Genomic DNA, 24799 nt, shown 5'->3' with positions numbered 1-24799 from the left:
GGCGTTCATGCTATCCGCCAAGCCGGAAATAGGTGGCCGTGGCGGAGAACTGCGATCCATCGGCCTCGATCTCCTCGAGTATCCTGGGCAAAAGCTCCGAGGCCGGCGTCGGTCTGGAGAACATGGCGGCCTGGATGTCTTTGGGGCCGGTGATCACCAGCATGATCTGCGGCACCGCCTTGCCGGCTGCTTTGTCCGCGGCAGCGAGACCGATCGGGATGTTGAAGGTCACCTTGTCGGTCTGCGGCACCATGCGGTCGTCGAGATTGAAGGCAATGCCCTTGTGGTCGATCAGCATGATGTTCGAGACAAGCCCGCCGCCCGTATACAGCGCGCCGCTCACCGGCGAGCCGTCGGGGACCGATGTCCGGTCGAGGACAAGCTGTGGCTTTTCAGCCGAGCTCCGGTCGAGGAAGCGAAGGAAAGTGGGCACTCCGCACTGCGGCGGGGTGATCAGGCGCACGCTGATGTCCGGCTCGACATGGAACCTCGCCTGGAAATCATTGAGCAATTGTTCGAAGGGCTGGACCGCGGTTCCGAATCCTTCGATCGCCGGGGAAGCGCCGGGTCCCGAGGTGACGTTCGCGTAGAAACAGCTGCCGCCGCTGAAATCGCGCACCCAGGAGCGGCGCTCCGTCCACGCGGCCGTGTCCGGTTCCGGTGAAGGAACCGCCGGTTTGGGCACATTGATGGCGACGTCGGTGTTGTCGGGCTGCTTGGCCGCCGGCGGCTGCATTTGCTGCGCCGGCTGTGCCGGCGCGGTCGGCGTTTGCAGCGGGTTGGCTGTTGGGGTCTGCGCCTTCGGCTCGGCCGGCGGGCTGACCGGTTGCACCGGCGCCGGGCTTTCCGAACCGGGAGGGGGGGATGCGTTCGGCTTCTGCAGCCTGGAAAGCATGTCGACCAGGTCTTTGACGCTGTGCTTGGCTGCCGGTGGGCTTGCCTCCTGCACTGGTTTGTTTTCAGCCCTCTGGCTCGGTTCCGGCGTCTTGACCGCCGGCTCGGTTGCAGGCTGCGCCGGCTTCTGGCTTTCCGCGGCCTTCGGTGCGGGAACCGGTGCAGGCATCGGCGATTGCTCCGCTGACGGTTGCGCGGATTTGGTCTCGACCGGGCGGACAGGCGGTTGGCTGTTGGCCTCGCTCTCCGGCTGAGTGGCAGGCGGGACCGGCTTCTCGGCAGGTGTCTTGGCCTCCGCATCGGATTGGATGGTCGGCTTCGTCGGCTCGATGGTGGCGGCGCTGCCTGGTTTTGGCGGTCCCGACTGAGACGCGGACGGCGGCGGCTGAGGTCTCGGCGCTTCCGACTGCTGGGCTTCTGCAACTGGTTTGACCGCTTCCGCGACCGGCTTCGGCGTCAGCGGCCTGGATTTTTCCGCCACCGGCGGCGCCAGAACGCCACTGACATAAAGGCCGCCCCCAACCAGCACAGCCAGCGCCGCAACGCCGCCGGCAATGATGGATATCCGCGAAGCTTTTCGCGGCACGGCCGGTGCAGTCGCAGGCGCCCTGGGTGAAGCGGCCGCCGGCTGAGGCCGCGGCTCCGACAGATGCGCCGGACGCACATGCTCGACGAAGCGCGGCTCGCCGGAAGGCGGCTGCGGTTTGGAGTCCGACAGCGCCGTCCAGCCGGCGCGCGGCAGGCCGGAGCGTTCGCGTGCGCCAAACGACACCGGCGGCGGCAATGTCGCCTCGAGATCCTCGCCGCGCGACGCCCTGGCGATCTCGGCCATGCTGGCCGGTCGGTCGCGCGGATCCGGCTGCAGCATGGCTTCGATCAACTCGCGGAAATCGGGATCGATATCCGACAGGTCCGGCACCGCCCGGCGCTTTTCGATGACCTCGTATTGCGACCCGCTCATGTCGAGCGGCTTTCCGCGCAGCGCCGCGGCCAGCACCAGGCCGAGGCTGTAGATGTCGGATTGCTCGCTGACCTCGCCGCCATAGAGGCCGAGCTGTTCGGGCGAGACGTAATTGTATTTGCCGGCGAACTTTCCGCCGATCAGCGTTTCTCCGCCGACGGTGGCTGAACGGGCGATGCCGAAATCGATAATCTTGGCGCGCTCCACCCGACCGCCGGGCAGGATGATATTGTCCGGCGAGAGGTCGCGGTGCACCGCGCCTGCCTGGTGCACCGCGGCGAGCCCCGAGGCCAGGCGATGGCAAAGCCGGCGCACATCTTCGCCCGGCATCGGCCCGCGCCGCATAACGTCGAACAGCGACTGGCCGTCCACGAACTCCATCGCAAGATAGGGGCGGCCGATTCCCGGATCGATGGTGAAGACGTGGTAGCGCACCACCGCGTCGTGCGACAGATGGTTGAGGATCGATGCTTCCTTGCGGAACAGCGACAGGATCGTCTGGTCGCGGGCGAATTCGGGCAGCACGATCTTGATCGCCACATGGTCGCCGGTCTGGATGTTGTGGCCGCGATAGACTTCGCCCATGCCGCCGGAGGCGATCCTCTCGTCGAGCTCGTAGATGCCGCTGAGCTGCGTGCCGACACCCGTATAGGTGACGTTCGTCGACAGCCGTGTCTTGTCGTCGTCGCTCATCTGGCCAGGCCCTCCGCCGCGGACCGATCCGAATGGTGCGCGCCGCTCTGCCCGTCGCCGATCTTCACGAGCACGATGGTCACATTGTCGGTTCCGCCGCGCGCCAGCACGGTTTCCAAGAGGTTCTCGCATGCCGTCCGCGGCGTGGCGGATCTGACCGCGGCCTCGATCTCGGCATCGCTGACATGCGCGGTCAGTCCGTCGGTGCCCAGAACGAACACGTCGCCCGCCATCAACTCGCCCTGCTGGAAATCGATCTCGAGCTCGTCGCTGACGCCGATCGCATGCGTGATCACGTTGCGGCGCGGCCAGACGCGCGCTTCCTCCGCGCTGATCATGCCGCGGTCCAGCAATTCCTGCACCTCGGTGTGATCCTTGGAAACTTGGAAGATCGAGCCGTTGCGGACGAGATAGATGCGGCTGTCGCCGGCCCAAAGGCAGGCGAAGCGCCCATCCATGGCAAGCAAGGCCGCGAAAGTGGAGCCGATGGTGATGCCGCGCGAGCGCGATATGTTGCGGATCTCGGCATTGGCGCGGCTGAGCCGGTCCTCGAAGCGGGCACGAAGATCCGGCGCCGAGCTGGCAATTCCGATCGTCGCCAGATGGTCGACGATGCTGGCCGAGGCGACTTCGCCGGCCTCATGCCCGCCCATGCCGTCGGCCACCACCCACAGCCCGGTCAGCGGCTCGATGAGGTAATTATCCTCGTTGTGATCGCGCACGCAGCCCTTGTGGCTCACGCCGAAGCTGTCGATGGGGAGGGCGACAGTGCTCAATTTGCCACCAAGCGCTCAGCAGGCGTCCTCTGTGACCAGCCATGGGCCGCGTGCCCAGGCCACTCTGCCACAAGCGTATGTATTAGAGTACCGAAATGAAGACTGGGACCGACCATCTCAGAACGCCTTCGGACAGCTGAAGCCGGACAAGGCCGGCAGCAGCAACGGATTGGCGCCCGAGCCGGCCTGGATGGTGTAGGCGACATCGCGTCCGCCGATCACGAAGCGGGCTTCAGTATTGGCGCCGTCGCCGGTGAGGGTCGCCTTGTCGAACAGCCGCTTCAATGCCCATGGCCCTTCGAACTTCAGCACCGACTCGCGGCCGGGCATTTCCGGCACGAGGCTGAGACTCGCCGATCCGGAAGCGGCGCCGCTCGGCCATGTCACGATGCTCGGCGCGTTGCCGGCCTGGGCGCTCTGGACCGTCTGCCCGTCGACGTCGAGCAAAGCGCTGTCGACTTCGCTGTTCAATGAGGTGGGCGTTATCGTGATCGACACCGAGGGCACCGAGCCACCGGAAGGGAAAAAGGCGCTGCGGATTTCCGCCGCCGACTGGAACGCTTTCAGGGTCGACTTGGCTAGGTCGCGGCTGGAACGCGCATCCTGCTTCCAGGTCCATTCCTGGCCGGTCATGTCGATCAGCGGCGCGAGGTTCTGCGCGAAGAAGCGGTCCATCAGCCCGCCCGGCGCAAACAGCTTGGTGAAATCCGCCATCGAAATCTCGTCGGTGCCGTCGCGTGTGAAGGGATAGCGGCCGTTGACTGCCTCCTCGCAGACGCGCGTCACCGTCTGGTCGAGGCTCTGGTTGAGGTTGGCGACGGAGGCCTCGGCGACATTGCCTTCGAGCTCGTCCGCCGCCGCGTTGACCATGCGCGCCAGCGGCTTGGGCAGGCGCGAGACATTGGCCCTTAGCGTCGAGATCTGCAGTTGCAAATTGGCGTTGACGCGTTCGGTCTGCGCGGGGACATCGGCCGCGAGCTTCAGGCTCTGGAAGATGTCGTGGAAGTTCTGCGTCAGCGCATCGAGCGGCCGGCGCCCGGCGGCCCCGCCGACCAACGCTTGGAACGAACGGAACTGCGCCTCGACGCTCGCGCCGGCATTCTGCGCAAAGGCCGAGCTTGCCCCGGCGCGGCTTTGCGACTTGCCGCCGGCGATCTGCAGGCCGATGCGGGCGAGGCCCTTGGCCATGCCGGAGGGGTCCTGCTGCGCCGTGCCGATATCGCCCTCGGCGCCGCTGTCCTTCGTCAGTGCGGTTTCATCGGCGATCGCGGTGAAGAGCTGGTCGAGGGGCGAGTCCGGCGCGGCGAGGGCGGAGAGCGCCAGATATTGCGGCTTGTCCTTCAGCATCGCCTTGAGCTTCAGCTGGTCGAGCACGCCGTTCCAGGCGGCGGCGAATTCCTTGCCGTAGCGATCGGTGAGTTCGGGACCGAGCTTGGGCAGGTCCTGGTCGATGCCGCCCTGTTCCCCGCCGCCGCCGAGCACCCATTGGTCGTCGACGAGCATCTGCGCGATGCGCGCCAGCTGCGGCAGGAAGAAGCGATTGAAGCCGGCACGCGTGTAAAGGCCGGGGACGTGAAGATCGGCGAGCTGGCTGCCGTCCGTGCGCTCGAACAGCAGCTGCGCTTCCGGACCGGCTTTCGCGGCGATGGAGAAATCCTGCAGCCGTGCCGCGTAGACCGCCGACTTGATCTGCGCCGAGGCGCGGTCGGCGAGGCTCATGCGTCCGAGTGAGCGCTGCGCGGCCTCGACCAGCGGCTGGTTGAGCGCGAAAGTCGGATCGTAGGCGTCGTCAAGCGCAAGCATGGCGCGCAGATGCTTTTCGAGCTGCGTGCGGCCCTCGCGGTTGTTCTCGCCGGGGTAGCGGTTCTCCTCCCAATCCTGCTTCATCCAGGAGACGATCAATTCGTCGTCGACCTTCGGCGCCTTGCCGCCCAGCATCAGGTAAATCTTGAGCGGCTCGTAGAGCGCGACCGGATCGGCCATCCTGGCCTGGATCGTCCGCTCGGCCTGAACCAGCAGCCGCGAGCGGAAGGTCCGCTCCAGCGCTTGCCGGTAAGCGGTCTTCGAGGCCGACAGCAGCCGCTCGCGCTGGCTAAGCCCGAACGTCTCCTCGACAGGCTTTCCCTGGTCGCTATTTTCGAAACCGGCGGGCAGGTTGCGCAGCTGGTCGAGCGGACCGATGACGTTTTCGAGGTCGACGTCGCTCACCGCCGTGCTCTTGAGCAGGCTATCGGCGCTGTCGCGATAATGCGCCATGGCTTGGCGTGTGGAAGCGATCAGCGCCTTGTTGGCGAAGAAGCTGAGACCAAGCACGCCGAGCACCGCCACTGCCGCCAGCGCGATCGCGGCCAGGCCGCCGAACCTGGCGAGCCTGATGCGGCGTTCGGCCGCCCGATCGAACGACACCCAGCCCGATTCCGGAAAGATCACATTGGCCAGCAGATCGTGCAGGAAGAAGCTCTTGCCGGCGCCGGAAAGATGCGCCTGCGCGGCACTACCGAAACTGCGCCCGATCGCGCCCAGCACCTGGTCGAAGGGTGTGCCTTCCTGGGTGCCCGACGAGAAATAGAGCCCGCGCAGGCTGACATTGACCTGGCTGCGCGAGGTATCGAACAGGCTGCCGACAAACTGCGTTATCCGGTTCTTCAGCGTGCCGAACTGGGCGGGGAAGCCGAACAGCGCGATCCGCGCCAGCGGGTCGGGCTCTTCCTGCAGGCGGTCGGCGACTTCTTCGGCGAGCCGCTTCGCCAGTTCGTCGAAGGCTGCGGGCGCCTCGCCGGCCATGTTTTTGGTGCGGTCGGCGGTCTGGAATGTCGCGCCCCACACCTTGCGCCTGCGCGCTTCGTCGAAATCGCCGAAATAATCCATGAAACCGGCGATGAGATCGGCCTTGGTGAACAGCAGATAGACCGGGAACTGGACCTTCAGCGTCTCGTGCAATTCGCGCAGGCGGCTCCTGATCTCGCTGACATGCGCGTCGAGCTGCCGGTCGTCGAAGCCGATCAGGTCGGCAAGGCTGATGGCGAGGATCACGCCGTTGATCGGTTGCCTGGTGCGGTGCTTCTTGAGCAGTCCTAGAAAGGCGAGCCAGCTTGCCTTGTCGCGCTCGCGGTCCGATTCCTGCGTCGTATAGCGGCCGGCCGTGTCGATCAGCACCGCCTCGTCGGTGAACCACCAGTCGCAGGATCGCGTGCCGCCGACGCCAGCCAGCGGCTGCGCGCCACCCGAGCCGGCAAGCGGAAACTTCAGCCCGGAATTGACCAGCGCCGTCGTCTTGCCGGCGCCTGGCGGGCCGATGATGATGTACCAGGGAATGTCATACAGGAAATTGCGCTTGCCGCTCGTCCGCTTCAGCGTCGCGATCGCTTCGCTCATGCGCGCTTCGAGCACCTGCGAATCGTCGTGGCGTTCGTCGCCGCGCACGATCGCCGTTTCGAGCGCCTTTTGCGCCTTGCGCCGCTGCCAGAAGCGGATGCCGTAGAACAGCGCAAGCACCACGATGGTGACGCCGATGATCGTGGCCCTGAGCCACACCGGTCCAAGCGGGCGTGTATCGGCGAAGCGGATCAGCGGCCCGGCATACCAGACCGCCGCCGAGAAACCGGCAAGCGCGGCCAAGCTGAAGATCCGCAGCATCCAGCGCATCAGTCGCCGTTCTCCGCCGCCGCGCTCGTCTGCAAGGTCTCCTGTTTCGGGATCATCACGTCGACGCGGCGGTTCTTGGCGCGGCCTTCCGCCGTGCCATTGTCGGCGATCGGTTCGTCCTCCCCCTTGCCGTCGGCGCTCAGCCGCGACGGGTCCTTCAATCGCTTGGCCATCATCGCCTGAACGGCCTTCGCCCGGGCAACGGAAAGATCGAAATTCGATTTGAACGTGCTCGATTTCTTCGGCTTCACATCGTCGGTGTGGCCGATGATGTTGATGGGGCCCGGTTCAGCGTCGAGCGCCGTGGCGATGTCGGCCGCGACAGGCTGGAACTGCGGCTTCAGCTCCGCCTGGCCGGACGCAAACAAAAGCTGGTTGTTGATCTCGACGACGATGAATTCGCCCTTCTCGCCGACGCGCAGTCCGCCGCCGGAGATCTCCTTGGCAAGTGCGGCGCTGATGCGGTCGATCTGGGTGGTATCTGGGACCGCGGGCGGAGGCAGGCTGGCTTGCGCCGGTTCAGCGGGCGCCGCCACGCTGGCGTGCTCGATGGTGACGAGCGTCGACGGGTTGAGCGCCAGCAATTCGCCGGCGGTCGCGTCGCCTTCGTCGGTGATCAGCACCCGCAGTCCGAAGAAGGCCGCCGTCACCAGCGTCGCCGCGGCGGCGGCGACCGCCCAGAGCGGCAGCCGCGCCCTCGGCTTCGGCAACGCAGCCGCCATGCCTTGCCAGCGTGGCGAGATGTCATCATCGGCGCGCGGCTTGAAATAGCGCAGCGTGTCGTAGACGTCGCGCCGGACGCGTTCGAGCATGTTTCGTTCGCCTGTCAATCCCCGATACTGGCCTTCGAAGCCCAGCGACAGGCAGGCATGCATCAGTTCGAGCAGGTCGTAATGTGCTTCCGGCCTCGCCAGAATCTTGTTCAACGCTTCGTAGAAGCCCGTGCCCGCCGGTTGGGTGTGGAAGAACCGCGCCGCCAGGCTGTGCTGGAGCCAGCTGTCCTTGCCCGGCCAAGGTAGATTGCCGACGAGGTCGTCGGCGGTTTCGCAAAGGGCGAATTTGGCGATGCGTGCGTCTTCCTCGGCTACGCCGGCTTTGGCGATCGCGTGGTCGAAGGTCTCGATCGCGTCGGCGATACGCTCCGCCAAGGGCGCGGCTTGCCGTTCGACCGGCATCAGCCGCAATTGGCCGAAGAGCATCAGCAGCGCCGCCGCCGCGGCAAGGATCGGATTTGTCGCGGCGTATTGCACGCCCTCGGCGGCGGCGAGCAGGGCATCCTGAGGCAGCTCCGGCATCGCGTTGACCTCTGCTCCCGGGGTTGGGCCCTGAAACAGCACGGTTTCGGATGACCAGCCGGTTGGCATCTGTCGGCCGCCGCCGGGGTCGAACACTGTCGCTTCGCGAGCAGGCGTTGGAGCAGGACGTGCGCCTTCCGGACCGGATCTCTCGGGAGCCGCAAGCGGCTTTTGCTTTGGCCGCGGCGCGCGGATGACGGTCTTGTCCGCCGGCCTGGAAGGATCGTCCTTGGAGCTCATCGGCGACGACCTATCGTCGCGGCGCAACAGGCACACCTTTGCCCGGGGAAACGCGTTTCAGGCTGAACCTCAGCGGCGGGCCGCACGGAAAGGCTCATCTCGCCGAAACATGACATTGCTGCACACGCCCCAAGCCACGCCGCTTTGCCCGCCGGGCAAGCGTCCCTGGGCATTCTAGTCGCCCGGATACCCAATTGAAACGGCCCGCCGATTGAAATCGCAGAGCAAGATGCTCGAAGGGGCGGCATCTTCTATGAGACCCGTCACATACGGTTGGCGGGGTCTGTGCCGTGCGGCTATTTCTGCTTGTCGGCCTTGGCGTAGGCTTCGGCGAAATAGGCGAGGAAGACATCCAGCATGCCGTTCTCGTGCTTGTCTTCCATCGCCCGCCAGGTCGCGACAAGCGCATCCCAAGCCTGGCTCTTCCTGGACGAGAAGGATGCCGGCGGGATTTTCTTGGCGATCGCCTCCGGCGACAAGTCGTCGAGCAGCCTGGACAGCGCGGCCTGCATGGCGGCATAGGTCGCGATCTCATGCGCCTTCAGGTCGCGGAACGCATCCTCGACGCTGCGCCTGGCATCGAGATAACCGGCCCTGCGCTTGGCGAACATGATCTCCAATATGTCGTCGGTGCCCGGCACGAATTTCAGTGGGTTGTTGTCCTCGGCGCCGATCATTGTCCGGTGCGAGCTCTTGGCGAGAACTTTTGCCGCCGCGCGCGCCTTGAGCAGCAGCGATAGCTGCTCGACAGTGCTCCTCAGCACCGCGCCGATCTCGGCCGCGACATCGTGCGGGTCGCGCGACTGCAGCAAGTCAGGCGCGATGCCCGCCGCCCTGGCGATCTCCCGCAGCATCGCGTCCGCTTCCGCCGGCCGATTGGCCGGGGCCGCCGGACCGGGCTGCGGGGCCGAGGATCTGGAGACGGGCGCCGCCCCGGTCGGGTGCTGTTCCGCCGGACTGAAGAACGGCTCATGGCCGGGAACCGACGGGCCGCCGGGCGAGGGCGGCAGCTCGCGCTGCGTCGATGTCGTCCCGGTCTGCGGATGTCCGGTCGGGGCCCGTTCGTCTTCGATCGAAACGCCGACGACATAGCGGCCGATCAGCAGCCGGTCGCCCTGCGCCAGCCGATGCGGCCCGCTCATGCGCTGGCTGGACCCGTTGACGAAAGTGCCGTTGCGCGAGACATCGTAGAGCCAGAACGAGCCCGCCTGGTAGCGGACCTCGCAGTGCCGGCCCGAAATGAACTTGTCCGGGTCCGACAGCGTCCAGTCGCAATTCTCGCGGCCGATCTCGAAGCTGCGGTCGCGGGCGGCGTAGCTGGCGGTGGTGCCGGCCGGCAGCCTGTCGACATTGCTGATCTGGAGCGAGATGAACATCCGGAAGCGTCGCCCAACTTGGTCAACAAATGCTTATTTTCCGCGCAATCCGGGCGGAAACGCCAACGTAGCTTTCCTGGAATTGCTCTGGCATTCTAGCAGCTTGCGAGCGCGGCGGGAGAGGAGCGTTTCACACCGGCGCATGGGGCAGTTTAGCCACGGCTGTTATTTGGCGGCCGCCAAACATATGCTAGGCTGAAAGCGGTCCGGTGCGGTGGGCGTGAAAAGTTCCCGAACGTGATGCGGTTAACATAGCGGGGGCTTCAATCCATCATACTGGCGGCCGCGTCCAGGAGGGGCACGACCATGCCGAACGAACGCGCCACGGTTGTGCAGACGCCGGCTGGCGCCGACCTGACCTTCACCCATCTCATCGGCCGCGATGAGATCAGTCGCTGTTTTGCCTATAGGGTCGGCTTCGTCTCGAAAAACCGCGACGTCGATCCGTTGAAGATGCTGGGCGGCGTCGTTTCGGTCGAGGGCGAATCCGATCCGAAGCGCTGGTTCAGCGGCCTCGTGTCGGATTTCAAGCTGACCCGCATCGAGGACCGGCTGGCCTTCTACGAGGCGACCGTCAGGCCATGGCTCTGGTTCCTCGGCAACACCACCGATTGTCGTATCTTCCAGAACATGACGGCGGTGGAGATCGTCGAGAAGATATTCTCGAAATACGGCATCGCCAAATTCGAGAAGCGGCTGCAGGGGTCCTATCCTCAGCGCGAATATTGCGTCCAGTACGACGAGAGCGATCTCGATTTCGTTCAGCGGCTGCTCGAGCACGAGGGCATCTTCTATTTCTTCGAGCATGACGAGGGCAAGCATACGCTCATCCTCTGCGACGCGATGAGCAAGCTGAAGTCGGCGCCCGGTTACGAGAAGGTGCTTTACAATTTCGAGGGCCAGGCCTCACGGCGCGATGTCGAATACATCACCGAATGGATACCTGGCAGCGCGGTGCGCCCTGGCGCCTATGCCCATACGGATTATGATTTCGAGAAGCCCGGCGCCGATCTGATGGCGAAATCCGCCCAGCCTTTCGCCCATAAGGAAGCCTCGGGCGAGAACTACCGCCAGCCCGGCGCGCATCTCGATGTCGGGCGGGGCGACAAGATCGCAGGGATCCGCCGCGAGGAACTCCAGGCCGTGCACCAGCACAGCACGGCGGTGGGCACCGTGCGCGGCCTTTTTTCCGGCTGCAAGTTCACGCTCGAAAGCTTTCCGCGCGACGACCAGAACCAGGACTATCTGGTGGTCAGCGCCGAATACCGGCTGTTCGACCCGGGCTACCGGACCCAGAACGAGGCCCACAGCGAGAATTTCAAGGTGGTGCTCGGCGTGGCACCCACCAAACTGCCCTATCGCCCGGCGCGCATCACGCCGCGGCCGATCATGCGCGGCCCGCAGACGGCGACCGTCGTCGGTCCTTCGGGCGAGGAGATATTCACCGACAAATATGCGCGGGTGAAAGTGCAGTTCCACTGGGACCGGCTCGGCAAGAAGGACCAGAACTCATCCTGCTTCGTGCGCGTCTCGCAGACATGGGCCGGCAGCAACTGGGGCTTCATCCAGATCCCACGCATCGGCCAGGAGGTCATCGTCGATTTCATCGAAGGCGATCCGGACCTGCCGATCATCACCGGCCGCGTCTACAACGCCTCACAGATGCCGCCCTATGGGCTACCGGGCAACGCCACACAGTCCGGCTGGAAGTCGAATTCCTCGAAAGGCGGCGGCGGCTACAACGAGCTGATGTTCGAGGACAAGGCCGGCTCCGAGCTGGTCAATTTCCAGGCCCAGAAGGACCACCATCTGCTGATCAAGCACGACCGCAACAAGACGGTCCAGCACGACCAGTCCGACCGTATTGACCACGACGCCAAGCACTCCGTCGGCCACAACCTCGATGAAGACGTCGGCAACAACAAGACCGTCAAGATCGGCGTCGACCAGACGACGAACATCGGCTCGAACGACACCGAGACAGTGGGCAAGAATCGCTCGCTGACAGTGATGGCAAACGAGACGATCCATGTCGTCGCCAACTCGACGGAGAACATCGACGCCAACCATTCGCAGACGGTGGGGCTCAACCAGACGGTGACGGTGGCTGTCGCGCGCGTGGACACGGTGGGGGCGGCGGAAACCAGAACCGTTGGCGCGACACAGATAAATACCATCGGGGCGACCCGCGCTGTCAGTGTCGGCATCAGCCAAAGCCATGATATCGGGGCCAGCGACAGCTGGAACGTTGGAGCCGGGCAGACGGTCAACATTGGCGCGGATCAAAGCGTGACGATCGGGAGCGCTCAGAAATTCAGCGTTGGCGCGGCGCGCAGCGCCAGCGTAGGGGCCGATGACTCCACGTCAGTCGGGGGTGCTCACTCGCTGGGGATCGCAAAGGGCAGCTCGATCAGCGTCGGCGAAGACAGTTCGATAAAAGTTGGCAAGAACTTGGTGATCGACGCCGGCGATTCGATCACGCTCAAATGCGGCTCGGCCACGATCACGATGAAGAAGAACGGCAATATCGCTATCGAAGGCAAGGATATATCCATCAAGGGCAGCGGCAAGATCAACGTCAACGCAGACAGCGATGTGAACATCAAGGGCAGCACCGTCCACAATAATTGAGGATCGAGAAATGGATGTGTTGGGTCGAATAGATGGCGTCGTCATAGGCCTGCTCATCGGGTTCGAGGATGGCGCGCCGCTCGTGGTCTTCGTTGGCAATCCCCGGGAGACCGCCATCGCTGCGCGAAGCCTGACGGGTCTCGATACCGCCGCCCTCGGCTCGGAAGTTGCGTTGCTTTTCGAAGGTGGTGACCCTTCGAAGCCGCTTGTCGTCGGGCGTATCGTGGATTCTGCACGCAATCGCAGTGGCGCTGCGGTGATACGCGACGGAGAAACGGTCACGATCAACGCAACGGATCGCATCGAACTGCGCTGCGGATTGGCCTCGATTATCTTGGAAAAGGACGGGCGTATCTCCATACGCGGCAGTCAACTCAATAGCCACGCCAGCGGGGTCAATCGCGTCCGCGGCGCGGCAGTGCATCTGAACTGAGCCGTATTGTGACAATGCAGCGCTTTGCAACGATTGCTGCCATCGTGGCCCAGCATGTCGAAGATGTCTCTTTCCTGTGGTCGAGGCGTCGGCACGAAATCGACGGTCAAATTCTGGGCGAGGTCGATATCGGTCGCATCGACCAGCGCCTTCACGCCAACATCGAGGGCATGATCGCATCCGGCGAAGCTGCATGGAATTTGGCCTTGGCCCGCTTCTCCGACTATGCTGCACCTGCAGAACTTTTCGCCATCGGCGTACTATCCCTGCACTGGGGCAGTAGGAAGCTGTTGGATACCGCCCTTGACGGTGTCCGGGCCATAGGTAGCGGCATTGCCGGCATGTCTGGTGCAATCGCGTGCACGACGCGCGGCAAGCTCCGCGCTTTTGTACCGCAATGGCTGGATGAGCAGGACCCGCTGCTGCAAACGCTGGGGCTGATCGCTCTGACCCACCACAGGGTCGACGCTGGCGATCGCCTGCAAGGCTTTGTTCTGAGTCCCGACATCGGCGTCCGGACGCGAGCCATCCGGTTGGCCGGGATCATGCGACGGCGTGACTTGATAGGCGACGTGTCCGCCGCGCTCAAGGCGAACGATCCGGGCGAGAGGCTGGCGGCAGCGCGCGCGCTCTGCCTTCTCGGCGAGGCGCAGTATGCTTACGCGACCCTGGACAAACTAGCCCGGGCAGATGGTTTCATAGGTAGAGAGGCGATAGACATCCGACTTTTGGTCACGCCCAAACTGGAAGCAAAAAGATGGTTGCAAGAGCGACTTGACCAACCGTCGATGCGCCTTGCGGCGCTCGGGGCGATGGGGATTCTAGGTGAAGTGTCGATTATGCAATGGCTAGTCGAAAAGATGCGTGATCCATCGCTGGCCTATACCGCCGGTCTTGCCTTGCGTGATCTTATTGAGACGGATTTCAACGATACAGGCGTCTTTACCCTGGACCCCCCATCGTTGGGCAAGGAGTTCAAGAAGGTCGAGGATTTTCCACTGCCGATCGCCGACAAGGTTGAAGCATGGTGGAACGAGAATAAGGGAAAGTCCAAACGCTTCATGTCGATGCGGCGTCTTAAGCTCGACGCCTACCGCACTGCATTTGCCAATTTGTCAGCGCCGCTGGTCGATTGGCGAAGGACTCGGCAGCATCCGGCCTGGATGTAGTTATCCGACGCGGCTGACCAACGCAGCGGCGCGAAATCCCCCCTCCGATGCCACCTCGACCATCGCCACCGGCCCTGGCGCGTAACCTTTGTCCAGGCTATCCGCTGCGACCATCAATGCCAGCGCGCCACTTGCCGAGCCGACGTCGCCGACAGTCATAGCGGGGTAGGCAGTGGGGAGCATTTCACGACGTGTGCGATAGAAGCGCGGCTGCGCGATCATCTGCTCCCAGCCGTCATAGCGCTCGCCATTGCTGTTCCTGACGACGAAAACGATGTCGGGCTCAGTAGGCCGTGCCCCATCGAGAGCCTCCCGCAACGCCGCGAGCATCGCATGGCCCTGACTGAAGCGCTCGGACAGCACCGAGTCACTCTCGCTCGACATCCCAACACCGTGAATCTGGGCCAACGGTGCTCTCGGCAGCCTGTTCGCCAGACCGGCAATCCGGACGAAAGCTGCCGCCTCGCCAGGTATCATGCCGTCCGAATTGGCATTGCTGCGCAACCGTCCGGCCGCCTCGAGCCGCGCGATATCCTTGTCGTTCACGAGGCTGTCGACCCCGCCGAGCAGAACCTGCTTCACATCACCTTGGGCCAAGACTTGCGACACTCGCGATAGCAGCCCCAATCCTGCCGCCGCGCCACCGTCGATGGCGCGCGACGAGGGGTGAAATTCGTGTCCGGTCGCTCCGATCACCGCGTCGAGGAAGTCGCGCTGTGCGATATCCGCAAATGCCGGATGCTCGCGAAATCCCTCGGGCGGCGCCAGAAGTATGCAGGTCGATCTGGCATCCACATCTCCGCTGCCCAGCGTTTCTTCCAGGGCTCGCGCCGCCATATTGACCAGCCACTCGCCATACGTGCGCCTCAGTTGGTGGTGTGCGGTAATACGGGAAACGGTTTGGACCGCGCCAAACGGCTCGCCGACAACATACTCGTCATACGCCGACAGAGAGGCGCGAATTGCGGCGATGGTTTGGCTGGAATTCAGACCAGCCGCTGTGACGGCGCCGGCACCGCAGATGTAGAGTGGGGCGGTTAGCTTTGCCATGGTGGCCTACTGGTGATCGTCCCATTGCCCCCACGCGAATCGAAGTATCTTTTGCCTTTTCGTCGAGCGATCAGGAAACCAGGCGTCACGTGTCCGACGATCACTTCGCGCAGTGCGGGAGCATTGCGGCGCGTTACGCGCGCTATGCGCGCCTTGAGGGTGACCTGCAGTTTGTCCGGCTCGATCATCGCTGTGTCGATGCGAAGCGACTCATCTTCGGATCGGTCCTCATAGATAAATCGTACAGGCATCGTGAGTGCCGGCAACCTAAAATCCCAACGTCCCGACGGTGTCATGCCGATCACCGTGACGGCCTCGCCGCCCCTGAGGACAGGAAGTTGCTGGTCGGACGGCGTGCACAAATTGTAGCGTGGATCGTAATCCTTGGGTGGAAGAGGCCACTGCGTCGCCACCCAATTTGCATCAAACGTGCCGGCGTACTTCAGCCGCGGTTGCCAGCCCCGCCCTAAAGCCCCAAACGCCGCGGGCGCGGGGCGATCCGTAGCGGCGCGGAAAGGCTCGCTCGGATAGGTCACATTCGGCGCCTCGGACCGCACGGCAGGGTCGGCCGATCTGGCATTCCGATATCCGATGCCCACTGGATTGCGTACCTCGACATTGCCATCGGTAGTGGTCCCGCCATAGGCGCGTTCATACACGATTGGCATCTTAACAAAGGGATTGGGCGAGCTGTATCCGCCAGCTTCCTGGACGCGGTCGCCGACTACATTCAACACCTTACGCAAAGTTCCTATCCGGAAACCGACCTGCATCTCCCTGATCGCCTTGCCGTCAGGCGCGTGAGCCGCGCCGTTGATGATAACCTCGGCGGTCGGTTTTACGATCGCGATGTCTGCTTCATAGCGCGTCGAGGAAGCCGCTGGATTGCCGAAGGGGACGTCCGAGAAAGCAATCGGCAGTTGCTCCGAAGCTGGAGCGAGGACAGCGCTGGGGTTTTCGCCTTGGAATGTCGCGGAGATGATAACGACAACGACTTCCTGGCCGTCCGCGTTGGGTTCGACATGCGTGTCCGCCAGAAATGGCGTCCTGTTCTCGACCCAGATGTCAGACATGGTTCAGCACCACATTCCTTTGGCGTCGAGTCCGATCGGCCAGTAAGGCATCCCGGTCAGGACGGTCCTTTCGATCGATTTCTCCGGCAGCCAGCCCAGAAGGAAAACCTCGGGCGCAACCCTGTCGGCCTTCTTCAGCGTCTCACCGATCTGACAGACCTCCAGCCAGTATTCCCGGACCGCTTCGACCACGCGATCGTTGGACGATGGGCCTGCCGGCCACCCGGAATACGCCGCCACCAATCCTTTCTTGAAGTCGCCTGACTCTTTCTCGACCAGGCCATCCACGACATCGCTCCACCATTCGCCCGCTTCCTCAACTGCATCGCGCAATCTCTCTCGGTACTGCTTGAACAGGGCGCCATAACCGGGATGCGCCTCCTTGAGGCCGATCCCCTTGGCGGAAAAATGGGAATGCTGCGCAATGTCCTTTGGGGCCTCGATAAGCCGCTGAAAACCCGAATCGATGTTGTGAACCATGTATTTCGCCGGAAGAGCCATGGGTTAGTCCTCGCCATAGAGTTCGCCGAAATCGTCCGCTCCGATCGGGATAAACATGAAGTAGCGAAAGTGATCGCCAAGCGCGGGATTTGCCTGGATCAGATCTTCGATAAGAATCGATTGCGGCTTCGCCACCCGTTCTCCATCGTCAGTGTGTCCTTTGTCCCATAGATCCTGCCTGGAAAGAGGCGGTTCTTGCATCCGCTTCTGATGCTCGTCATTGATGCGCAATATCTCCAGCATATATCGACGGTAGATCGCGATGAATCGCGGATGACCCGAGAGCCCGAGAGGCCAGCGGTCGTCACGCCCTGTCCTCCCGCGCCTGACATTGGCGATTTCGGACCACCAGCTCTCCAACTGGGGCAACAGATCCAGAACTTCGCGTTCGTACCTGGAGTAGATATCCGTATAGAGGCTCATACCGCTCCTATCGCAGCCATCAGCTTATTCATGGCTGCCTCACCGTTCGCGCCGCCGCAAGAGCCGCCTTGTGAAGCCGAGCATTTGGCGCATTGAGCTCTGATGCAGTTCGGGTCGTCCGCCCAGTTGTTGAATTTCTGCCGGGCAGCTTCGTCGGCGGGCGGCGGATCGCAAGCGCCTTTACATCCGCCGAGTTTCAGCCAGACATAGTCCTGAGGCGGCTGATGGTCAGGCGTCCAGCATTTACCCCGATTCCACTTGGTGCCATTTCCGAAGGTGCCTTGGTTGCGTTTACGCTTGCAGGACCAGCATCCTCCCTGGTTGCCCCCGCGATTTCCGATCTCGTCGGCTCTCGTCTGTTGATCGGCCGTGGGATCTCGTCGCTTGAATTTGCTCTTTTCGCAGTCTGTGCACTCATATTTCTCATCGAAGCCGTGCGCGGCCAAAGTGTCTCGGATCACTTTGGAGCGTGCGCAAACAATGTTCTTCGGCGTCGACATGCCATTCTGGAACATCGGGTGGCTGTGGCAACAGGCGCCCTTGCCTTCCACTTTCACGACGAAAGACCAAAGCAGGAACGACGCGGTCCCCTTTGTCTTGTGCGTGACGACACCGCCACCTTGCGTGCCGCCCTCGTCGCCGCTGCTGGTTGAAACTTCCGACACATTTTCCATCGCTGTCGGATTGCCGCCGTCAAAAAGCACCGACTTGCTGCCGTTGGATAGGTCGGAAGCAGAGCACGTATTGACATATGGCACCGGCACAGGGCCTGTCGGAGGCGGAGGCGGGCTGAGGCATACGTCAATAGGAGCCGTGCCGGTGCCGCCACTGCCTTTGTGGAAAAAGCCGTTGCCTTCGGCGAATGTCTTGCAACTCACACGACATCCCTTTCTTCATGCCGGGGAAATCGCATGGCGGGCAGGCCATTGGCGGCTAGATCATGGATGTCGGCGAAATGAAGTTCGTGGACTTCCCAGTCGTCGCGCCAAAACAGGATGGCATTTACCCCTCCCGGCGCTGGCGGCGGCAGCCCGCTCAACTCCTCGGCAGCAATTGCGCTGGTTTGCCCCCGCTCGATGCACGTTGCCAGGATTTCCGTCGCTCCGCTGAACCATGGATCGGAAGGTTCCGCCATGGCGCCCATGGCGACGACCACGAACGGGTATCTGCGTCCGACACGATCCTCACTCATGCGCCACACGCCGGCGCAGGGCTGGTCGCTGAAAATCCCGGCAGGAACCACGAACCGCCACGCCCGCGGGTCGAGCTCCCCCTCGTCCGGCCGCGCACGCAATTCCATCGACATCCACCGGTCCCAGCGGTCGATGAAGGTCCGCGGCAGATTCCATGTGACGAAATCTCCCGTCGCCGGAATCTTACCGAAAAAGCCGAGCATCAGATCTGCGGCGGACATGTGAACTTCTTGAACATTTCGAGCGTGTAGGGGTTCTCGACGCTGGCCGCCTTGAGCTCGAAATCGGCCCACATGCCCTTGGTGCCGAGCCGCAGGCTGTAGACGTCGGTGAGCTTGGTCGCGTTGAAGCGGCCGCCGCGCAGCATTCTCAGCCACGCCCAGCTTCCGGTCTCGTTGAGCATCACCTCAGGCGAGCCGTCGACCGGCTGGAAGGCCAGCGAGATCACGCCGGTGCCGTCCTTGCCGGGCCACGTCATAGGCTGCGGCCTGGTTGCATTGTTGTAGTAGACGAGGTTCTGGCCATCGAGGTTGAGCGTCACCCGCGCCACGTTGGGCGACAGGTCCTTGGGCTCCAGCGTAAAATTCATCACCGGTCCGGTGCCGCCGGGGAAGAGATCGTCGCGAATGTGGCGCGCCTGCTCGAAGGCCGCCAGCGCCGCCGGATCGAGACCGAAATCGGCGCGCCATTTCCATGGCTGGCTGGCGGTGTCGACATAGTTGATCAGATGATCGTTGGTGAAGGCGTCGATCAGCCCGGTCGGCCCGAACAGGCGCTGGAAGTCGCGCACATTGACGTCGACCGCGCTGTCCGGGCTGAACGGATAGCGGTTGTTGAGCGCGGCCTGGCAGAAGGGCAGGATGTCGGCGCGCCAGATGGCGTTGAGCTCATTGGTGACGGCCTTCTGCGACAGGCCGCTTGTGTCGCCGGCAATGCCGCCCAGCCAGTCGTTGATCGGCGAAGGCAGGATCTGCGCCTGCCTGGCGACGGCGCCCGTCAGCTCGGCCAGCCCGCCCTGCTTCTTGATGGCATCCTGCGGATTTGGGTTGGCGGTCACCGTCTGCAACACATTGGACAGCGCCGTCAGCGCCACGATGGCGGCGTCGAGCGCCGGCGGCTGGCCGTCGACCTGCGCGATCGTGCCCTTGAGCGGCTTGAAATGCTCGGCCACGAGGCTGCCGGTCATGTCGACCTGGTCGGCCGAGCCCGCGCGCGGCAGCAATTTCGCGCCCGTCTTAACCACCTTGCCCAATTTGCCGAGCTTGCTGAGCAGCTTCGAACCGGTCTTGGCAGCGCCGCCGCTCTTGTCGCCGGCCGCCGCGTCGTCGGAGCGGGTCAGGTCCGTCTCCTGCACCACCGCCGTCAACAGGCGCTTCAACGCGGAGTCGGCGCTGGACAACTCCTTGAGGTTCTCGCTGGCGATGTTGAGGTCGGTCAGCGGCGCCAGCCGCATGTCGCGCAGGAAACTATCCCACTGCGCGATATAGTCGTCGTAATAGAGCTTCAGGATGTCTTCCGACAGCGCCGAAACCGACGTCTCCGAATTCTCCGAGCAGCCGCCGGCAAATACCGCGCGATCAAGCGCCGCCTGTCCGGCGACATCCTCGACCCGGTCGAGGATCGCGTCGTGGAAGCCGGCATAGGTGTAGGGGCCCGGTACGCCGACACGCAGCGTCTTGTCGGAGCGGCGCGCGAACACCTTGGCGCCGTTCGGTCCGGCGAAATTGGCCGGCACCCATTCCTTGACGGCTGCCACTTCGGGGTCGGCAAGCAACTGCTTGTAGGCGCGCTCCGGCAGCGAGATCGTGCACACCGTCTTCAGCGCCTCGGCGACCAGTTCCTTGTCCGGCGCGATGTAGCTGTCGTCGACGGCCATGCGGCGGATCGCGGCAAGCTGGTGCTCTTCGGCGTCCGCGGTCGGGAAGGGCGCGGCCGGCGCGAATTGCGGCAAGCTGTTCACCCACCAGTTCTGGACGAAATCGGTGTCCATCTGCGACAGGCCGGTCATCATCCGGTAGGTCTTCAGCGCGCCGAGCATGAAGTCCGGATCGCGGATCTGCCGCCACATCGTGGCCTCGAGCAGCGCGACCATATGGGGCTCCAGCACGTTTCGCAGCGCATGGTCGTAGGTATCGGTCTGCGCGCGCACCAGCTCGGCCGAGGCGGTCGGGCCGAGCAGATTGTGGACGGCATCCGGCGGTGCCGTGCGGGCCGTGACCACCGCGTCCATCGCCGCCAGCGCGCCGTCCATGGTCGGCTGCTCGACCGCGGCCGGCATGGCGGCGACGTCCGTGAGCGGCGCCTGCAGCGCCTCGAATTGGCCGGCCTGTTCGGCGATCGCATTGCGGTTTTCGAGATAGGACCAGGTGAACAGTCCGCCGGCGAGCAGGGCTGCGAGCGCACAGGCGGCGGCGGCTCCGCGCCAGATCCAGGCGCGGCGGCGCTGCGCCAGCGGATCGAATGTGCCGAGGCCGGCTTCCTTGAAGATCACTTCGGTGAGCAGATTCCTGAGGAAGAAGCTGCGCTTCTCGACGCGCGCCGCCGGCATGGCGCGACGCGGCGGCAGCCCGAAGGATGAGGACAGCGCCGCCGTCAGCCGGTCGATCGGCGCGCCTTCCTGCGTCGCCGAGGTCAGATAGAGGCCGCGCAGCCAGGCGGCTTCCTCATAGCGGCTCTCGCCGAACATCGCCTCGACCAGCACCTGGATCGGCTCGGACAGGCTGGCAAGCTGCGCCGGGAAGCGGAAGATCTCGGCGCGCTGGCCGAGCTTGTCCTCGTCTTCCAGCCGCGGCACCAGCCGCCGCTCCAGCTCGGCGGCAAGCCTGGCGAGTTCCGTCTGGATCGTGCCGGCACTGACGCGGGCGTCGAGCGGAAAAGTGGTTCCCCACACCTGCTCGCGCGCATTAGTCGACAAGCCGCCGAAGAACGCTTCGAACCCTTTGATCAGATCGGCCTTGGTCAGCATCAGGTAGACAGGCAGGCGGATCTCCAGCCGGTCGTTAAGCTCCGCAAGCCGGCGGCGGATCTTCCTGCCATGCGCCTTGATCGCGTCGTCGCCCTCCGACAGCGCGTCGATCGACAGTGCCACGATCACCCCGTTGAGCGCGCGGCGGCCCCGATGCTTCTTCAGGAGGTCGAGGAAGCCCAGCCACTCCGCCGCGTCGACATCCGGCTGGCTTTCCTGCTGGACGTAGCGGCCCGCTGTGTCGATCAACACCGCGTTCTCGGAGAAGAACCAGTCGCAATTACGCGTGCCGCCGACGCCCTGCAGGTCGTCCGTGAGGTCGATCGGGAAATTGAGGCCGGACTGGCGCAATGCCGTGGTCTTGCCGGTGGCCGGCGGACCGACGATCACATACCAAGGCATCTCGCGCAGGAACTTTCTGCCGCCGAGCTTGCGGCGCTTCAGCTCCGCCATCACCTCACCGAACTTGGCGCCGACGGCAGCAACGCTCTCTTCGCCGGGCGTAAGCTGCTTTTCCTGAACAGGCGCCGCGATCTCGGCCACGAACATGCGGTTGGCGCGGATCGCGCGGCGTTGCGCGACGATCAGCCAGATCAGCCACAGGATGATCAGCCCGGCGATGATGGCGATACGCACATTGTCGGATTCGAATGGCGCGTAAGGGCCGACCTGCACGATCGGGCCGAACACCCAGATCAGCAGCGAAAGCAGCGCGATGCCGATCAGCGTCCAGAGAAAACGCGATGTGATGACGGCCCAGAGGAAGCGCAGGATGAACATCTCAGAGCCTCTTCTCGACCAAAACCTCGACGCGCCGGTTGAGCGCGCGGCCCTCGCGCGTCGAGTTGTCGGCCGCCGGATCGGTTTCGGCGCGCCCCTCGGAAGAGATGCTCTCTTGCGGCACGCCGGCTTGCACCAGAAGCTTGGCTATGGTTTCGGCGCGCGCTTCCGACAGACGCTGGTTGCTGGCCAGCGGGTTGGACTTTTGCAGGCGCACATTGTCGGTATGGCCGACGACGGTGATTTTTCCGATCAGCTCCTTATTGTCCAGGATCACCTTGGCGATCGCCGCGATCAGCGGTTCGTATCCTTCCGTCAGCGTCGGTCGGGAGGACTGGAAGAGCTCGGGATTGGAGGACTGGATGACAAGCTTGGCGAGCGACACGCTCTCGGTGCCGCTGAGCGCCCCCTTGAGGTTGTCCGGCGCCTCGGCCTTGAATTCCGGCAACAGCGCAAAATCGACCGGCTGCGGCTCGGGCGCGGGCGCATCCTGCTTGGGCGCCGCGCGGGTGATGTCGCCGCGCGAGGCCGGCGGCAGCGTGCGCACCAGCGCGGAAAGCTCGACCGCCTGGCTGCTCAGGCCCATCGACAGGCCGATATAGGCGGCCGCGGCAACGACGATCGCGGCAAGCGCCATCACCCAGATCGGAACGATGAAGCGCTGCGGCTCGTCGGAGGCGATCACGCCTCTCCAGTTCGGCGACAGCGGCGCGTCTTCGGCGTCGGCATTGCGCAGAAAGCGCGCCGCCGCCACGCGCACGGCGTTTAGCGAACGGTCGCCGGCGCGGCCGGGCACGCGGTATTTGCCGCGGAAGCCGAGCGCCAGGCAGTAGTATTGCAGCTCCAGCATCTCGCGGTCGCGATTGGGATGCCGCTCCAGCTCGTCGAGGCGGGTGAAGAACTGGGTGCCGGCATCGACGTCGCCGCGCAGCATGACCACCAGCGGCTGGCGCGGCCAGGCGCTGGCTCCGCCCCACGGCGTGTTGAGCGCGAGATCGTCGAGCAGCGCCGCCACCGCCCAGGCTGCCTGGTCGGCGCGCTCCAGCGACGAGCCAGCGGCGACAGCGGCATCGCGCGCCCGCACCAGCTCGTCGAGCAGGCGCGTGCGCATCACTTCAGGGTTTTCCGGCGCAAGCGCGCTTTCAAGCTCCGGCGCGAATTCGAGCAGCGGCGCGAAGATGTTGATCAGTGTGTTGGGATGGGCGCGCGCCCGCTTGACCGGCGCGCCGGGCGCCAGCGGCGCCATCGGCCGGGGCGCGGCACCGGTCAGGCGGATGCGTGTACGCTCGCGATCCTCCGACAGTCCGAAAGGATCATCCCGGCTCATGGCCTCACCTGTTCACCGAATAGCAGTCGACCTGCGGCTCGCTCGGCAGGACACCGGAAACGCCGATGACGAAGCCGGGGGCGTCGAGCAGCGAGGCCCAATGCTCGCTCTTCTGATCCAACTCCAGGCACAGCCTGTCGCCGTCATACGGGATCTCGCGCGGCTGCGAATGCAGCGGCTTCAGCGGAATGCCCGGCAGGCGCGACTTCCACAGCCCTTCGAACTGGTCGGCGGATCCGACCGTCGCCTGGTTGACGAAGATCTTGCGCAGCGCGTCTTCCGAAAGCTCGGAGCCGACGCGGATGACGATGCGGCTGGCGACCAGCAGTTTCGGGTTGTCGATGCGCACCTTCCACACATTGGTCGCGTGCCGCATGACCGGCAGCGCGCGCGACTTCGGCTCGATGTAGCGCAGACTGAGGATGAGCGAACGCAAGGCGTCGGCCAGCGCCATATAGGCGGGACCCGGCGCCATGTGGTCGTAGGCCGGCAGCTCTCCGAGCCGCCGTGAGCTCGAGCCGTAGGTGGCCATCTCGCCGGCGAGGCCGGCAAGCTCAAGATAGAGCTCGGCCGGATGGAAGACATCCTGCGTCAGCATATGCGCAAGGCGCGGCCGCGCGGCGTTGGCGAGATGCAGCATCAAAAGGTCCTCGACGCTGCGGCCGGCGCCGCCCATCACCATCTTGCCATGCGCCTCGGCAATCTGGTCGAGGCCGGTGACGACCTCCTGCAGCAATTGCCGATACCAATGAACGGCGCCGGTGATCAGCGTCGGCGGCAAGAAGGCCTGGTCGAGCGAGACGCCGCCATCGGCGCGCATGCCCTTGATGTCGGCCACCGGCAGCGCCGTGTAGCCGCCGACCGATTTGCCGGGCGCCAGCAGCACCGCTTGCGGCCGGGCGATCTCGATCTCCTCCGGATCGGCGCCGCCCTGCACGGCATCGCGCACCGCAACGATCTTGCCGTGGTAGCGCGCGCCCGTCGACGCGGCATGCGCCGGGTCGAAGCCGACGCCGCCGGGCGGCTCCAGTGGCAACGCCACCAGCACCGGCCCGGCGCCGGTGTCGGCGGTGACCGGCAGCGGCTTCGGCGCGTCCATCAGCTCCGGGATGGAGAAGGGCGTACCGTCCGGGAAGATGCCCCGGGCGGACACGATCGACACCTGGCCGGCATCGAGCAGCGACTGGTCGAGCGTCAGCTGCTGGAACCCGAACGTATGGAGCTGGCCGGCCTGCAAGGCGCCGCGCACCATCCCCTCGAAGAACCGGTCCTGCTGCTGGAAGTGCTGGGTCCTCAAAAAGAGACCCTCGGACCACAGCACCCTGTTTGCGTCGCTCATGCCACTGCTCTCTGCACTGCCGTGCCTGTCTTTCC

At 64.4% G+C, this 24799-nt stretch carries 17 protein-coding genes; 3 read left to right on the top strand and 14 right to left on the bottom strand.

Going from position 1 to position 24799, the window contains the following annotated elements:
- Positions 1-10: 10 nt before the first annotated feature.
- The 5 genes from FJW05_RS24340 to tagH form a co-directional block, all read right to left on the bottom strand.
- The gene (locus FJW05_RS24340; RefSeq protein ID WP_140636343.1) at positions 11-2548 is read right to left on the bottom strand and encodes a serine/threonine-protein kinase; all 2538 of its coding nucleotides are present in this window, start codon (positions 2546-2548) and stop codon (positions 11-13) included.
- On the bottom strand, positions 2545-3324 hold the full coding sequence (locus tag FJW05_RS24335) for a PP2C family serine/threonine-protein phosphatase (protein ID WP_140542150.1): 780 nt from the start codon (positions 3322-3324) through the stop codon (positions 2545-2547). The genes FJW05_RS24340 and FJW05_RS24335 overlap by 4 nt, the downstream gene beginning before the upstream one ends.
- A gap of 117 nt (positions 3325-3441) precedes the next feature.
- Positions 3442-6969, bottom strand: a complete 3528-nt coding sequence (gene tssM / locus FJW05_RS24330) for a type VI secretion system membrane subunit TssM (protein ID WP_181165057.1) — start codon at positions 6967-6969, stop codon at positions 3442-3444.
- Entirely contained in the window at positions 6969-8264 is a 1296-nt protein-coding gene (gene tssL / locus FJW05_RS24325; protein WP_348639834.1) for a type VI secretion system protein TssL, long form, read from the bottom strand. The genes tssM (FJW05_RS24330) and tssL overlap by 1 nt, the downstream gene beginning before the upstream one ends.
- A gap of 536 nt (positions 8265-8800) precedes the next feature.
- Positions 8801-9880, bottom strand: a complete 1080-nt coding sequence (gene tagH, locus FJW05_RS24320; protein WP_140636337.1) for a type VI secretion system-associated FHA domain protein TagH — start codon at positions 9878-9880, stop codon at positions 8801-8803.
- Between the two features lie 306 nt (positions 9881-10186).
- Here tagH and tssI point away from each other — a divergent pair, with 306 nt between their 5' ends.
- Genes tssI through FJW05_RS24305 form a run of 3 tightly spaced genes read left to right on the top strand, consistent with a single transcriptional unit; the run spans position 10187 to position 14113 of the window.
- Positions 10187-12511, top strand: coding sequence for a type VI secretion system tip protein VgrG (gene tssI, locus FJW05_RS24315; RefSeq protein ID WP_140636335.1), 2325 nt, complete (start codon positions 10187-10189; stop codon positions 12509-12511).
- Between the two features lie 10 nt (positions 12512-12521).
- A complete protein-coding gene (locus FJW05_RS24310) occupies positions 12522-12944 on the top strand; it encodes a DUF6484 domain-containing protein (RefSeq protein WP_140636333.1) in 423 nt (140 codons plus the stop codon).
- A gap of 14 nt (positions 12945-12958) precedes the next feature.
- Complete coding sequence (locus FJW05_RS24305; RefSeq protein WP_140636332.1) at positions 12959-14113, top strand: hypothetical protein; 1155 nt, start codon at positions 12959-12961, stop codon at positions 14111-14113.
- On the opposite strand, the gene FJW05_RS24300 is transcribed toward FJW05_RS24305, so the two are convergent.
- Genes FJW05_RS24300 through tssK form a run of 9 tightly spaced genes read right to left on the bottom strand, consistent with a single transcriptional unit; the run spans position 14114 to position 24764 of the window.
- Positions 14114-15163 carry a hypothetical protein gene (locus FJW05_RS24300; protein ID WP_140636330.1) on the bottom strand — a complete coding sequence of 350 codons (1050 nt, stop codon included), beginning with the start codon at positions 15161-15163 and terminating at the stop codon, positions 14114-14116.
- On the bottom strand, positions 15151-16236 hold the full coding sequence (locus tag FJW05_RS24295) for a DUF2169 domain-containing protein (protein ID WP_140636328.1): 1086 nt from the start codon (positions 16234-16236) through the stop codon (positions 15151-15153). Before FJW05_RS24295 ends, FJW05_RS24300 begins: the two co-directional genes overlap by 13 nt.
- 3 nt (positions 16237-16239) lie before the next feature.
- Complete coding sequence (locus tag FJW05_RS24290; protein ID WP_140636326.1) at positions 16240-16737, bottom strand: hypothetical protein; 498 nt, start codon at positions 16735-16737, stop codon at positions 16240-16242.
- Positions 16738-16740: 3 nt separating this feature from the next.
- Positions 16741-17160: a hypothetical protein gene (locus FJW05_RS24285; protein WP_140636324.1), complete on the bottom strand. Its 420-nt coding sequence runs from the start codon at positions 17158-17160 to the stop codon at positions 16741-16743.
- Positions 17157-18038 carry a PAAR-like domain-containing protein gene (locus FJW05_RS24280; RefSeq protein WP_140636323.1) on the bottom strand — a complete coding sequence of 294 codons (882 nt, stop codon included), beginning with the start codon at positions 18036-18038 and terminating at the stop codon, positions 17157-17159. Before FJW05_RS24280 ends, FJW05_RS24285 begins: the two co-directional genes overlap by 4 nt.
- Positions 18035-18574, bottom strand: coding sequence for a type VI secretion system-associated protein TagF (gene tagF / locus FJW05_RS24275; RefSeq protein ID WP_140636321.1), 540 nt, complete (start codon positions 18572-18574; stop codon positions 18035-18037). Before tagF ends, FJW05_RS24280 begins: the two co-directional genes overlap by 4 nt.
- Entirely contained in the window at positions 18556-22098 is a 3543-nt protein-coding gene (tssM, locus tag FJW05_RS24270) for a type VI secretion system membrane subunit TssM (protein WP_140636319.1), read from the bottom strand. The genes tagF and tssM (FJW05_RS24270) overlap by 19 nt, the downstream gene beginning before the upstream one ends.
- A gap of 1 nt (position 22099) precedes the next feature.
- Entirely contained in the window at positions 22100-23425 is a 1326-nt protein-coding gene (icmH, locus tag FJW05_RS24265; protein WP_140636317.1) for a type IVB secretion system protein IcmH/DotU, read from the bottom strand.
- 4 nt (positions 23426-23429) lie between these two features.
- A complete protein-coding gene (tssK, locus tag FJW05_RS24260; protein ID WP_140636315.1) occupies positions 23430-24764 on the bottom strand; it encodes a type VI secretion system baseplate subunit TssK in 1335 nt (444 codons plus the stop codon).
- Between the last annotated feature and the right edge of the window lie 35 nt (positions 24765-24799).

The sequence above is a fragment of the Mesorhizobium sp. B2-9-1 genome (genome assembly GCF_006439455.1).
GTDB lineage: Bacteria > Pseudomonadota > Alphaproteobacteria > Rhizobiales > Rhizobiaceae > Mesorhizobium.
This window is presented reverse-complemented; position numbering and strand designations above follow the sequence as displayed.

Bases quoted from the DNA above. Each gene is read 5' to 3' on its own strand.
- tssK (WP_140636315.1), bottom strand. From the start codon at position 24,764: ATGAGCGACGCAAACAGGGTGCTGTGGTCCGAGGGTCTCTTTTTGAGG.
- FJW05_RS24305 (WP_140636332.1), top strand. From the start codon at position 12,959: ATGCAGCGCTTTGCAACGATTGCTGCCATCGTGGCCCAGCATGTCGAA.
- tssI (WP_140636335.1), top strand. From the start codon at position 10,187: ATGCCGAACGAACGCGCCACGGTTGTGCAGACGCCGGCTGGCGCCGAC.
- FJW05_RS24340 (WP_140636343.1), bottom strand. From the start codon at position 2,548: ATGAGCGACGACGACAAGACACGGCTGTCGACGAACGTCACCTATACG.
- tagF (WP_140636321.1), bottom strand. From the start codon at position 18,574: ATGTCCGCCGCAGATCTGATGCTCGGCTTTTTCGGTAAGATTCCGGCG.
- tssM (WP_181165057.1), bottom strand. From the start codon at position 6,969: ATGCGCTGGATGCTGCGGATCTTCAGCTTGGCCGCGCTTGCCGGTTTC.
- FJW05_RS24295 (WP_140636328.1), bottom strand. From the start codon at position 16,236: ATGTCTGACATCTGGGTCGAGAACAGGACGCCATTTCTGGCGGACACG.
- tssM (WP_140636319.1), bottom strand. From the start codon at position 22,098: ATGTTCATCCTGCGCTTCCTCTGGGCCGTCATCACATCGCGTTTTCTC.
- tssL (WP_348639834.1), bottom strand. From the start codon at position 8,264: ATGCCGGAGCTGCCTCAGGATGCCCTGCTCGCCGCCGCCGAGGGCGTG.
- FJW05_RS24285 (WP_140636324.1), bottom strand. From the start codon at position 17,160: ATGAGCCTCTATACGGATATCTACTCCAGGTACGAACGCGAAGTTCTG.
- FJW05_RS24310 (WP_140636333.1), top strand. From the start codon at position 12,522: ATGGATGTGTTGGGTCGAATAGATGGCGTCGTCATAGGCCTGCTCATC.
- FJW05_RS24290 (WP_140636326.1), bottom strand. From the start codon at position 16,737: ATGGCTCTTCCGGCGAAATACATGGTTCACAACATCGATTCGGGTTTT.
- FJW05_RS24300 (WP_140636330.1), bottom strand. From the start codon at position 15,163: ATGGCAAAGCTAACCGCCCCACTCTACATCTGCGGTGCCGGCGCCGTC.
- icmH (WP_140636317.1), bottom strand. From the start codon at position 23,425: ATGAGCCGGGATGATCCTTTCGGACTGTCGGAGGATCGCGAGCGTACA.
- tagH (WP_140636337.1), bottom strand. From the start codon at position 9,880: ATGTTCATCTCGCTCCAGATCAGCAATGTCGACAGGCTGCCGGCCGGC.